At 65.3% G+C, this 12,667-nt stretch carries 9 protein-coding genes; 3 read left to right on the top strand and 6 right to left on the bottom strand.

Features of this window, described 5'->3' with window-relative positions:
* Window positions 1-26: 26 nt before the first annotated feature.
* From J2R80_RS08155 to J2R80_RS08145, 3 genes are all read left to right on the top strand, one after another.
* A complete protein-coding gene (locus tag J2R80_RS08155) occupies window positions 27-680 on the top strand; it encodes an OmpA family protein (RefSeq protein WP_253638348.1) in 654 nt (217 codons plus the stop codon).
* A 247-nt stretch (window positions 681-927) separates the two neighbouring features.
* Complete coding sequence (locus J2R80_RS08150) at window positions 928-1,845, top strand: efflux RND transporter periplasmic adaptor subunit (protein ID WP_028335192.1); 918 nt, start codon at window positions 928-930, stop codon at window positions 1,843-1,845.
* A gap of 13 nt (window positions 1,846-1,858) precedes the next feature.
* A complete protein-coding gene (locus tag J2R80_RS08145) occupies window positions 1,859-5,011 on the top strand; it encodes an efflux RND transporter permease subunit (RefSeq protein WP_253588560.1) in 3,153 nt (1,050 codons plus the stop codon).
* 474 nt (window positions 5,012-5,485) lie between these two features.
* Here J2R80_RS08145 and J2R80_RS08140 read toward each other — a convergent pair whose 3' ends face one another.
* The 6 genes from J2R80_RS08140 to J2R80_RS08115 form a co-directional block, all read right to left on the bottom strand.
* The gene (locus tag J2R80_RS08140) at window positions 5,486-6,121 is read right to left on the bottom strand and encodes a pyridoxamine 5'-phosphate oxidase family protein (RefSeq protein ID WP_076834761.1); all 636 of its coding nucleotides are present in this window, start codon (window positions 6,119-6,121) and stop codon (window positions 5,486-5,488) included.
* 107 nt (window positions 6,122-6,228) lie between these two features.
* Window positions 6,229-7,530 carry an ArgE/DapE family deacylase gene (locus tag J2R80_RS08135; protein WP_253638347.1) on the bottom strand — a complete coding sequence of 434 codons (1,302 nt, stop codon included), beginning with the start codon at window positions 7,528-7,530 and terminating at the stop codon, window positions 6,229-6,231.
* A complete protein-coding gene (locus J2R80_RS08130) occupies window positions 7,527-9,215 on the bottom strand; it encodes an ABC transporter ATP-binding protein (RefSeq protein WP_253638346.1) in 1,689 nt (562 codons plus the stop codon). The genes J2R80_RS08135 and J2R80_RS08130 overlap by 4 nt, the downstream gene beginning before the upstream one ends.
* Entirely contained in the window at window positions 9,212-10,045 is an 834-nt protein-coding gene (locus tag J2R80_RS08125; protein ID WP_057021099.1) for an ABC transporter permease, read from the bottom strand. Before J2R80_RS08125 ends, J2R80_RS08130 begins: the two co-directional genes overlap by 4 nt.
* Entirely contained in the window at window positions 10,045-11,046 is a 1,002-nt protein-coding gene (locus J2R80_RS08120; protein WP_057021098.1) for an ABC transporter permease, read from the bottom strand. The genes J2R80_RS08125 and J2R80_RS08120 overlap by 1 nt, the downstream gene beginning before the upstream one ends.
* The gene (locus J2R80_RS08115; protein ID WP_057021097.1) at window positions 11,043-12,620 is read right to left on the bottom strand and encodes an ABC transporter substrate-binding protein; all 1,578 of its coding nucleotides are present in this window, start codon (window positions 12,618-12,620) and stop codon (window positions 11,043-11,045) included. The genes J2R80_RS08120 and J2R80_RS08115 overlap by 4 nt, the downstream gene beginning before the upstream one ends.
* Window positions 12,621-12,667: the final 47 nt, after the last annotated feature.

Below are 12,667 nucleotides of genomic sequence, written 5' to 3'. Positions count from 1 at the left end.
CGCCAGCTTGCGCAAGAGGGACCGAAATGTTCAAGCCGTCGGCAAAGGCCGCGATCGTTTCAATCATGACCGTTGGCGCCGCGCTGTCGTTTTGCCTGGCAGCCGCCCGCGCCGGTGACGATGTCACCGAGGACCAGATCATCAGAGCGCTGACGCCCGACAAGAAGCCGCTGACCCGCGGCCTTTCGGCCGGACCGCAGACCACCTCGCCGGAGCTGAACGCCGACCAGGCCAAATTCGTGCAGAGCGTCCGCGGCCGCGCCACCCGCTCGCTGTCCTCGGCGGAACGCGAGGAAATCGCGACCATCGTCCAGGACAAGCCGAAGATCGATCTCGAGATCAACTTCGACTACAACTCCGCCGACATCAGCGCGAAGTCGCTGCCGTCGGTGCAGGCGCTCGGCCGCGCGTTGACCAATCAGGACCTGAAGGGCTCGACCTTCGTGGTCGCCGGCCACACCGACGCCGCCGGTGGCGAGGACTACAATCAGGGGCTTTCGGAGCGCCGCGCCGACGCCATCAAGCGCTATCTCGTCGACAAATATGGCATCAACGGCACCGATCTCGTCACCGTCGGCTATGGCAAGAGCAAGCTGAAGGACCCGAACCATCCGATGGCGGAGGTGAACCGGCGCGTGCAGGTCGTGAACGTGGAAAACAAGGCCACCGCCGCCAAGTGATGGGCGGTGGCGTGGCCCCTTTTTGAGGCTACAATGCGTCCCGCACCCCGGCGGGGCGCATTTGCTTTAGGGCCAATGCTGTTGGGCCGAGCCCCAACGCGGCCCACAGGTGACCCGCCTCACATGACGTCAGGGCATGATCCGGAACAATGGCACCGGCCTTCCGAATGCCCAGGCAATACGATAGCGAGCATGATGAGACTTCGACCAACACCGATGACGCGCCAAGCTCCGGATTGATCAGGCGATGAATTTTTCCCAATACCTCAAGCCTGCGCTCGGCACGGTGTTCTTCCTCGCCCTCGCGATCGCCTATTACGCGTTCGAGCACCGCTCCCATCCGGAGGAGAAGGAGACGCCGGGCCAGGCGCTGGTCGTGGTGACGAAGTCGACCAATGCCTGCTTCTCCGACATGGTCCGCGTCACCGGCTTCATCGTGCCGCGCCGCGAGGCGCAGGTGAATGTCGACCAGGACGGCTCCAAGGTCACCGACGTGCTGGTCCGCGAGGGTGACACGGTCACCGAGAACCAGGAACTGGCGCGGCTGACCCCGCCGCCGCAGCAGGCCGCACAGGCCAATGCCAAGCCGCTTGTGCTGCGGGCGCCGGCGGCCGGCCTCGTCACCGAAGTGCGCACCGCGCCCGGCGCGCCGGCCTCGCCGCAGGCTCCTCCGATGTTCAAGATCTCCATCAACAACGAGATCGAGCTCGACGCCGAAGTGCCGGGCTTTCAGCTCCTGAAGCTCAATCCCGGCGCCAATGTGCGGATCAGCCGCGACGATGCGCCCGACATGGTCGGCAAGGTCCGCCAGATCTCGCCGCAGATCGACCGCACCACCCAGCTCGGGCATGTCCGCATCACCATCAACAACAATCCGACGCTGAAGGTCGGCATGTTCGCGCGTGCCAATATCGACGCCAAGCGCTCCTGCGGCGTCGCGGTGCCGCGTACCGCGATCGACCGCCTGACCCTGCAGGTCGTGAAGGGCAACACCGTCGAGACCCGCAGGGTGCGCGTCGGGCTGACCTCCGACACCTCGACCGAAATCCTTGAAGGCCTCGACGTCGGCGAAATCGTCGTGGCCGACGCTGGCACCTCGCTGCATGACGGCGACCAGATCAAGACCATGTTCGCCGACGAACTCGATCGCACGCGATCACGGTAATTCGGGCACGCTAATGGCTTTGAACATCTCGGCATGGTCGATCCGGAACCCGCTTCCCTCGATCGTCTTCTCGATCATCCTGCTCGTGCTGGGCTGGGTCTCCTTCACCAAGCTCGCGGTGACGCGGCTGCCGAGCGCCGACATTCCGGTGATCTCGGTCGCGGTCTCGCAATTCGGCGCCGCGCCGTCGGAACTTGAATCGCAGGTCACCAAGACCATCGAGGACGGCGTCTCCGGCGTCGAGGGCGTGCGCCACATCTCCTCCTCGATCACCGACGGCCTGTCGGTGACCACGATCCAATTCGCGCTGGAGACCAACACCGACCGCGCGCTCAACGACGTCAAGGATGCGGTGACGCGCGTGCGCGCCAACCTGCCGCAGAATGTCACCGAGCCGTTGATCCAGCGGGTCGACGTGATCGGCCTGCCGATCGTGACCTATGCCGCGATCTCGCCCGGCAAGACGCCGGAGCAGCTGTCCTATTTCGTCGACGACGTGGTCAAGCGCGCCCTGCAGGGCGTGCGCGGCGTCGCCCAGGTCGAGCGCATCGGCGGTGTCGAGCGCGAGATCCTGGTCTCGCTCGATCCCGACAAGCTGCAGGCGGTGGGACTGACCGCGGTCAATGTCAGCCAGATCCTGCGCGGCACCAATGTCGACGTCGCCGGCGGCCGCGCCGAGATCGGCAAGAACGACCAGGCGATCCGCACGCTGGCCGGCGCCAAGACGCTGAACGAGCTCGCCGGCACCATGATCCCGCTGTTCGGCGGCGGCGAGATCCGGCTCGACGATCTCGGCACCGTCACCGACACCATCGCCGACCGGCGCACCTTCGCCCGCTTCAACGGCGAGCCGGTGGTCGCGCTCGGTATCAAGCGCTCCAAGGGCGCCAGCGACGTCGTCGTCGCGGCCGCGGTGCAGAAGCGGATCGACGCGCTGAAGGTGGCCTATCCCGATGTCGACCTGAAGCTGATCGACACCTCGGTCGAGTTCACCAAAGGCAATTACGAGGCCGCGATCTCGACCCTGTTCGAGGGCGCGATCCTCGCCGTCATCATCGTGCTGCTGTTCCTGCGCGACATGCGCGCCACGATTATCGCAGCGGTCTCGCTGCCGCTGTCGATCTTCCCGGCGTTCTGGGCGATGGACCTGCTCGGCTTCTCGCTCAACCTCGTTTCGTTCCTCGCCATCACGCTTTCGACCGGCATTCTGGTCGACGATGCCATCGTCGAGATCGAGAACATCGTCCGCCACATGCGGATGGGCAAGACGCCCTATCGTGCCGCTCTGGAAGCCGCCGACGAGATCGGCCTTGCGGTGATCGCGATCTCGCTCACGATCATCGCGATCTTCGCGCCGGCGAGCTTCATGTCCGGCATTGCCGGGCAGTTCTTCAAGCAGTTCGGCATCACCGTGTCAGTGCAGGTGTTCTTCTCGCTGCTCGCCGCGCGCTTCGTGACGCCAATGCTGGCCGCCTATTTCCTCAAGCATCATGACCACGACGATCCACCGCCCGGCCCGATCCTGCGCGGCTATCACAGCCTCGTCACCTGGTCGGTGAAGCATTACTTCGTCACCGTGCTGATCGGCTTTGCGATCTTCGCCGCGTCGATCTGGAGCATCACGCTGCTGCCGCAGGGCTTCCTGCCGGCGCAGGACACCGCGCGCTCGCTGCTCGCGATGGAGCTACCGCCCGGCTCGCAGCTCGCCTACACCGAGAAGGTCACCGAGGAGATCGTGGCGCGGCTACGCAAGCGGCCTGAGGTACGGAGCGTGTTCGTCGATGGCGGCCGGGTGCCGCCGGGCCTGCAGGAGGTCCGCCGCGCCGCGCTGATCATCAACTACACGCCGAAGGCCGACCGCAAGATCACCCAGCGCGAGCTCGAACTGTCGATCGGCAAGGAGCTCGATAACGTTCCCGACATCAGGTTCTGGTTCCTCGACGAGAACGGCCTGCGCGCGATTTCGCTGGTCGTCACCGGTACCGACAGCAACATCGTCAACAACGTCGCCAGCGAACTCGCGACGCAGATGAAGCGGATTCCGATCATCGCCAACGTGATCTCGGAGACCGCGCTCGACCGGCCCGAGCTGCGCATCCGTCCGCGCGCCGAGCTCGCGGCGCGGCTCGGCGTCTCGACCGAAAGCCTGTCGCAGACCATTCGCGTCGCCACCATCGGCGACGTCGGCCCGGCGCTGGCGAAGTTCGACGCCGGCGACCGCCAGGTGCCGATCCGCGTCCAGCTCGAGGACAATGCGCGCAGCGACCTGCAGATGCTGGAGCAGCTGCGGGTGCCGCTCGGCCAGCGGGGCGAGCGCGGCGGCGTGCCGCTCTCCGTCGTCGCCGACATCCAGCTCGACCAGGGCCCAACCAGCATCAACCGCTACGACCGCGAGCGGCAGGCCACCGTCGCCGCCGACCTTGTCGGCAATGCCGCGCTCGGCGACGCCACCAAGCTGATCTACGACCTGCCGGTCATGAAGACCCTGCCGAAGGGCGTGCGGGTCAGCCCGTCCGGCGACGCCGAGAGCCTCGCCGAGCTGTCCGACGGTTTCGCCACCGCGATCACCGCCGGCCTGATGATGGTCTATGCCGTGCTGGTGCTGCTGTTCGGCACCTTCCTGCAGCCGATCACCATCCTGTTCTCGCTGCCGCTCTCGATCGGCGGCGCGATCGGCGCACTGCTGTTGACCGGCAAGCAGCTCACCACGCCGGTGTGGATCGGCATCCTGATGCTGATGGGCATCGTCACCAAGAACGCCATCATGCTGGTGGAGTTCGCGGTGGAGGCGATCCGCGACGGCAAGGCGCGCGAGGAAGCCATGATCGACGCCGGCATGAAGCGCGCCCGCCCGATCGTGATGACCACGATCGCGATGGCCGCCGGCATGATGCCGTCAGCGCTGGCGTTCGGCGCGGGCGGCGAATTCCGCTCGCCGATGGCGCTCGCAGTGATCGGCGGCCTGATCTTCTCGACCGCGCTGTCGCTGGTGTTCGTGCCGGCGATGTTCATGGTGATGGATGATATCGGCGGCCTGATCTGGCGCTTCGGCAAGCGGCTCGTGGTCTCGCATGCCGACCACGAGCTGACCCCGAACGAGCACCAGTCCGACGACACCAAGCGCCCGCCCGGCCCGCCGAACATGATCTCGCCCGCCGCGGAATGAGCTGAGGCCGCTCAGTGACCCGTGGCGCGACTAGATCATGATGGGGTTCAGCAGCGCTACGAAAATGCTGCGCTCCCGCTCCCGCTTAAGGGTCACTCGCGGGAGGGGAGAGGCGCGTTGCCAAAATATCGAAAACAACCCCATGCAAAGTAGCCGGCAGTGGCCGTCGTTTGACCAGGCTACTTGACACGTCGGGCAACTCACGGATACTTTTCTAATACTCCGAAATCACGCAGACGCACGCCCCCCCGGGCATATGGCATTCATGCGATGCTGTAAGCAACGTTTCCACGTCGTCATGGCCAATAGCCATATGCGATTGCCCTGCGCTTGCGGAGGAGGATTAGGATTTCACCACGAATCGTATTGTGGAGAGAGCCCCACCCGCCGCGCTACGCGCGTCGGCCTCCCCCGCGAGCGGGAGAGGCGAATCGAATGCGCGGACAGGCCGCTCTAATCAAGTCGCATCCCGCTCTAATACAGCCGCGTCCGATAGGCCTCTTCCATCGCCTTCTCGGCGACTTCGACCTCGATCGCGGCGGTCTGCTCGGCGATGATCCGGCCGAGCGTCGGAAAGCTGTGGCGCTCGACTTGCGCGGCGGGATTCCAGAGCTTCGAGCGCATCAGTGCCTTGCCGCAGTGGAAGTAGGTCTCATCGACATGCACCTTGAGCCCGATGATCGGCGTGACGTTCTGCACCGTCAGCGGCGTCAACAGATCCGCCTCCTGCGAGATTTCGGCCCGCCCGTTGACGCGCAGCGTTTCGTTGATGCCGGGCACCATGAAGATCAGCCCGATCCCGGGCGACGCGATGATATTGCCGAACGTATCGACCCGGTTGTTGCCGCGCCGATCCGGGATCAGCAGCGTCTTGTCGTCGAGCACGGAGACGAAGCCCGGCGCATCGCCGCGCGGGCTGGCGTCGGCATGACCCTTGCCGTCGCTGGAAGCGATGACGAGGAACGGCGACAGCGCGATGAAGTCGCGGCAGAACTTGTCGAGATGATAGAGCACCTTTTTCTCGGCGAGCGGGCTCAATTGCCCGAAATGCGCACGAAGATCCTCGTGCGATTTGACCGGCGGCTTGCCGCCCGCACTCTGGTCACCCATAGCGAACCTCCCGTTTGGTTTGTCTCAATTCGTTGAGCATGATCTCCGCGCAAGCGCTCCGCGTTTGTCGCGAGGGAACACCGCTTCGCACTTTTCCGGATCATGCTCTATACCGCGTCGATCCCGCACCAGCTCGCGACGAAGAGGGCGTAGGCCTTGGTCACCTTCTTCAGCGAATCGAGCTGGACCCGTTCATTGAAGCCGTGCGCGTTCTCCATCCTGGCGCCGAAGCAGAATGCGGGAACACCATAATCCAGGCCATAGAAGCGCGCATCCGTCAGCGCGGTCGAGGGAAAATCCGTCAGCTTGCGCCCGAACACATGCTCGTAGACCGAGCCGAGGACCGCCTCGCTCTCCTGCACCTCGGTCGCTTCATAGCCCGGCGACAGGAAGCCGGACCAGACGATCTCTGGCGGATTGTTGGCGAGGAACGGATGGGCCCTGGCAGCCTTGGTCACGCACTCGACGATCTCGGCCTGGCAGTCGGCGATTTTCCATCCCGGCAGGATTCCGATCCGGCAATCGACGTCGCACCACGCCGGCACGCTGGAGGCCCAATCGCCGCCCTTGATGATGCCGGGATTGAAGTTGAGCGGGTGATGCACCGCGCCGAAATGGCGATGCGACTTGGCACGTTCGTTCCACTCCGCCTCGAGCGCGTCGAGATGGCCGATCAGATGATAGGCGGCACGGATGGCATTGGAGCCGGTGCCGGCGCGCGCGACATGGACCGGGATTCCGCGAACCTTCAGGCGAAACCAGATCACGCCGACCTGGGCTCGCATCAGCCGTTCCTCGGTCGGCTCCGGCAGCAGGCAGGCATCGGCACGGTAACCTCGCTGCAACGTCGAGAGCGCGCCGAGACCGGTGCTCTCCTCCTCGATCACGGATTGCAGATGGATGCGGCCCTTCGGCGCAAAGCCCGCGGCCTTCACCGCATCGAGCGCGTAGAGCGCGGCAATGGTGCCCGACTTCATGTCGCCGGTGCCGCGGCCATAGAGCCAGCCGTCCTGGACCACCGGCTGGAACGGCGGCCGCTCCCACATGTCGAGCGGCCCGACCGGCACCACGTCGCAATGCCCCTGAAGGATCAGCGAACGCCCCTCCTCGCGCGCCGGCCGATAGGTGCCGACGACGGTCCGCGCGCGGGAGAAATCGGTCTCGACCGGCCCGTAGCCGGGCAGCGTCTTCAGCTCGTCCTGATTGATGACCCAGTCGTCGACCTCGTAGCCGCGCTCGCGCAGCAACTTCGCGAACATGTCCTGGCACGGACCTTCCTGGCCGCGCGTGCTGGGAATCGACGAGAAGGCGATCGTGGTCGCGATCTGCTGCTCGAAGGCGGCGTCGACAGCCGCCTCGATGCGCTCGCGCGCGCCGGCCGGAAGGGGGACTGAACGGCTGTCGGTCATGAATTGATCCTTGCTGTGGGGCGTGTAACGGCCGCGGTCGCAAAGCCCGGCTGGTCGAAGAAATCGCGCCCGGGAATCGCGTCGAGCAGATCGCGAGTGTAGGCCTGGCGCGGCGTGGTGAACACTTCGGCGGTGGTGCCTTCCTCGACGATACGCCCCTTCTGCAGGACGATGACGCGGTCGGCGATCTCGGCGGCGATCCGCAAATCGTGCGTGATGAAGATCATCGCAAGCCGCATCTCCTGGCGCAACTCGGCGAGCAGCGCCAGCACCTGGGCCTGCACCGAGACGTCCAGCGCCGACACCGCCTCGTCGGCGATCAGAACCCGCGGCTTCAGCGCCAGCGCCCGCGCGATGCAGATGCGCTGGCGCTGGCCGCCCGAGAATTCGTGCGGGTAGCGATCGGCGGCGGTCCCCGACAGGCCGACCCGCACCAGGAGCTTGTTCGCCTGCGCCATCGCCTCGGTCCGCGACGTCCCATAGGCCATCGGCCCGCGCGCGATGGCATCGCCGACCTTCTGGCGCGGATCGAGACTGGCAAACGGATCCTGGAACACGATCTGGAGCCGGCGCCGCGCCTGGCGCAACGCCTCACCGCGCAGCTGCCGGAGATCCGCGCCGCCAAAGCGGATGGCGCCGGCATCAGGTTCGGTGAGCCGCATGATCATGCGCCCGAGCGTCGACTTGCCGGAACCGGATTCACCGACCACCGCAAGCGTCTCGCCCTCGTGCAGCGTCAGCGAGACGCCATCAGCGGCGATCACCTCGCGTGGCGGCTGCAGCCAGCCGCGCTTGACCCGAAAGGTCTTTTGCAGGCCGATGACCTCGAGCAGCGGCTCGGGACGCAGGATGGCCTCGTGGATGTCGGCGAGGCGCGCCTTCGGAACCGCGTCGATCAGTTCGCGCGTGTAGGCGGCCTGCGGATTGCGAAGCACCTCGCTGGCCGTGCCCTGCTCGACCACCTTGCCATGGCGCAGCACCACGACGCGATCGGCAACGTCGGCGACAACGCCGAAATCATGGGTGATCAGCAGCACGCCCATGCCGCGCTCGCGCCGGAGATCGTCGATCAGGCGCAGGATCTGGCGCTGGGTCGTGACATCGAGCGCGGTGGTCGGCTCGTCTGCGATCAGGAGCGCGGGGCGGTTGGCCATCGCCATCGCGATCATCACGCGCTGGCGCTGGCCACCGGAAAGCTCAAACGGGTAGCTCTTTTCCAGCAGCTGCGGATTCGGCAGTCCGACCTGGGTCAGCAGCGTCAGCACCCGCTCGCGGAGTTCGGTCGCCGAGGGCGCAGGCCGCTGGTGCGCCAGGATCATCTCCTCGATCTGCCTGCCGACGCGCTTCAGCGGATTGAGCGAAGACAACGGCTCCTGAAAGATCATCGCGGCGTTGCCGCCGCGCAGCTTGCGGAGAGCGCGGCCGTCGAGCTTCGACGGATCCTGCCCTGCGACCGCCACGGCGCCGGACGCGATGTCGACGCCCCGCGGCAACAGCGACAGCACCGCATGCGCGATCATCGACTTGCCGGAGCCGGACTCGCCGACCAGGCAAACCACTTCGTTTGGCTTGATCTCAAAGGAGACGTTCTCGACCGCGAAGGGCCGATCACCGCCCTTGGGGAGCGCGATCGAGAGACCATCGACGGCAAGAACAGGCGCACCGGACTGCATGGCTTCGCTCATGAGCGGCGCCTCGAGACGCGCGGGTTGAGGACATCAGACAGTCCCTCGCCGAACAGGTTGATCGCCAGCACGGTGACGAGGATGGCGAGGCCGGGAAACACGCTCATCCACCACGCGTTCCGGATCACGGTGCGGCCCGCGCCGATCATGAAGCCCCACGACATCAGATTGGGATCGCCGAGCCCCATGAAGGACAGCGCGCTTTCCAGCAGGATCGCAGTGGCAACCGTCAGCGACGTCACCACCAGGATCGGCGAGATCGCGTTCGGCAGGATATGGCCGAGCACGATGCGCCAGGTGCGTTCGCCCTGGCACAGCGCGGCCTCGACGAATTCGCGGTGCCGCAGACGGAGGAATTCGGCGCGCGTGAGCCGCGCCAGCGGCGGCCAGCTCACCGCGCCGATGGTCAGGATGATCGTGAGCAGCGACGGATTGAAGGTCGCGACCAGCAGGATGGCCAGCACGAAGGCTGGAATGGTCTGGAACAATTCCGTCATCCGCATCAGCACCAGATCGACCTTGCCGCCGAAATAGCCTGAGATCGCGCCGATCACGACGCCGATCGCCATCGCCGCGAGCGCTGAGGCGATGCCGATCAGGAGCGACACGCGTGCGCCATAGGCGACGCCGGCGGCGACGTCGCGGCCGAGCGTATCGCCGCCGAGCCATAATCCGTCCTCGCCGGGCGGCGTGAACGGCGCGCCGACCATCTCCCAGGGCGAGACCGGAAACGCGATCGGCGCAACGATCGCGACGACAACAACGACGAGCAGCAGGACGAGGCCGATCATTCCGCTCGGATGACGCAGGAAGGCGCGCACCGTGTCCATCACGCCGCTCCCGTGGTCATGCGGGGATCAATCAACCGGTAGACCAGGTCGGTGAGCAGGTTGAGCGCGATCACGACGATCGAGAGGATCAGGAAGATGCCGAGCAGGACCGGATAGTCGCGCTGCAACAGTGCCTCGAAGGTCAAGCGGCCAAGGCCCGGCCAGGCAAACACCGTCTCGATCACCACAGCGCCGCCGACCAGCGCGCCGGCCTGCATGCCGGCGACGGTGACGACCGGCACCAGCGCATTGCGCAGCATGTGGCCGACCACGATGCGCGTTCCGGACAAGCCCTTGGCGCGCGCGGTCTTGATGAAATCCTGCTGCGCGACCTCGATGATCGAGGATCGCATCAGCCGCGCATAGATCGCCAGATAGATCGCCGCCAGCGACGTGACCGGCATGATCATGTGTTTCATGATGTCGAGCGCATGCTCGACCGGCGAGAGCTGGACGTTGATGGTCTCGTAACCGAACGGCGGCAACCAGCCGAGCGTCACCGAGAACACCAGCACCAGCATCAGGCCGAGCCAGAACACCGGCGTCGCGTAGAGCACGAGCGAGAGCACGGTGAACACCGTGTCGAGCACGCTGCCGGCCGCGAGCCCGGCCAGCGCGCCGAGCGCGGTGCCGATCAGGAGCGCGAGGCAAAACGCCGTGACGGACAGCAGCAGCGTCGCCGGCAGCCGTTCGAGGATCAGATCAACGACCGGACGACGCTGGCGATAGGAATAGCCGAGGTCGAGCCTGATGACGCGGCCGAGGTGGCTCACGAGCTGCACGAAATACGGCTTGTCGAGGCCATACTCCTTGCGCAGGTCGTCGAGCAGTTTTGGATCGGACGCGCCGGATTGCCCGGCCATGACCTGGGCCGGATCGCCGGGCGCGGCGCGCACCAGCACGAAATTGAACGTCGCGATGACGAGGATCACGGCGACGAGTTGGGCGATGCGGCTGACCGCCTGAAGCCCGATCGTCGCGGCGCTGCCGAGCCGGGTCACGATTTGTAGACCGACCCGAAGGTTTCGTGCGAGCCGATGCCCGTCGTCACGATGTTCTTGAACGCCTTGTCGTAGATGATGGGATATTCGATCTCGAGCGTCCAGGCCACCGGCACATCCTCGACCAGGATCTGCTGCACCTTGCTGTAGAGCTCCTGGCGCTTGGCTTCATCGAGCGTCACCGCGGCCTCGTCGAACAGTTTGTCGACTTCGGTATTCGAATAGCCTTGCGTGTTGGAGAACAGGATGCCCTTCTTGATGTTCGACGAAATATAGGTGCGGGCGACGCCCAGCGCGGGATCGCCGAGCTGGTAGAGCAGATTCTGGGTCATCTCATAATCCCAGTTGCCGACCTTCTCGGCCCATCCGGCCATGTCGGTGCCGACAAGCACGAGATCAATGCCGACCCGCGCGAAGCTCTGGCGGAAGAATTCGCCGGCCCGCTGATAGGACTCGCCATAGGGCGGCACGATATACTTGATCTCGGCGCGCTTGCCGTTGGCGCCAGGCTTCAGTCCCATGTCGTCGAGCAGGGCCTTGGCCTTGTCGACCGAAAACTCGTAGCGCTTCACGTTCGGATCGTAGAACCGCGTCTTCGACGAGATCGGTCCGGTCGCCACCTTGGCATTACCGAAATAGACCCGCTTGCTGAACGCCTCGCGATCGATCAGGTGCATCACCGCCTGCCGGAACCGCTTGTCGTTCATCGGCGCGATGCGGTTGTTCATCTCGAGCCACTGATGCGGCGCGAAATACTCGTAGCCCCTGGTGGTGAATTCGAGATTCTTCTGCGCCTTGAAGCGCTGGACGTCGTAGAATTCGACGTCGGACCATTGCACGAGCTGCACCGTGCCGTTCTCGAGCGCCAGCGCGCGCGAGGCCGCATCCGGAATCACGCGATAGACGATCTCGTCGAGATAGGGCTGGTCCTTCTGATAGTAGCCGTCGTGGCGGACGAGATGAACGTGCGAGCCGCGCACCCACTCCTTCAGCTTGAAGGGGCCGGTGCCGATCGCCTTGTCGTTCTCCGGGTTCTTGCGGTAGTCGGTGCCGTCATAGATGTGCTTGGGTACGATCGGTGCAGACGTGCAATCGAAGCAGCCGATGAAGGGCGCGAACGGCTGCTTCAATTTGAACACGACGGTGAGCGGATCGGGCGCTTCCGCCGTCGCCACGCGGGCGAAGTTTTGCCGTGCGCGCGGATGCGTCTCCACCAGCAGCTTCATGCAGCTGAAGACCACGTCCTCCGAGGTCATCGGCTTGCCGTCGTGGAAGGTGATGCCGGGAAACAGCTTGAACGTATAGGTCAGGCCGTCGGGCGAAATCTCCCAGGACTGCGCCATGCCGGGCATCGGCTTGAGATCGGCGCCGTATTTCAGCAGGCCTTCGTAAATCTTGCCGCCGAGCGTCAAGGTCGGCTGCTGCTGGTTCAGCGCGGTCACCAGGACCGGTGGCTCGGGCTGGATGATGGTGTTGAGCGTCCCACCGCGGGTCTGGCCCGCCGCCCGCGTGATGCCGAACGGGATGGCTGCACCGCAGGCCAGCATTGCCTTGGTGAATTCGCGTCTGTTCATCGGACCTCTCCGTCTCCGCGTTCTCACATTCGATTTCGGCGAATGCC

This window comes from Bradyrhizobium sp. USDA 4541 (assembly GCF_024171085.1).
GTDB lineage: Bacteria > Pseudomonadota > Alphaproteobacteria > Rhizobiales > Xanthobacteraceae > Bradyrhizobium > Bradyrhizobium australafricanum.
The sequence above is the reverse complement of the archived record's forward strand: the minus strand, read 5'-3'. Positions and strand labels throughout refer to the sequence as shown.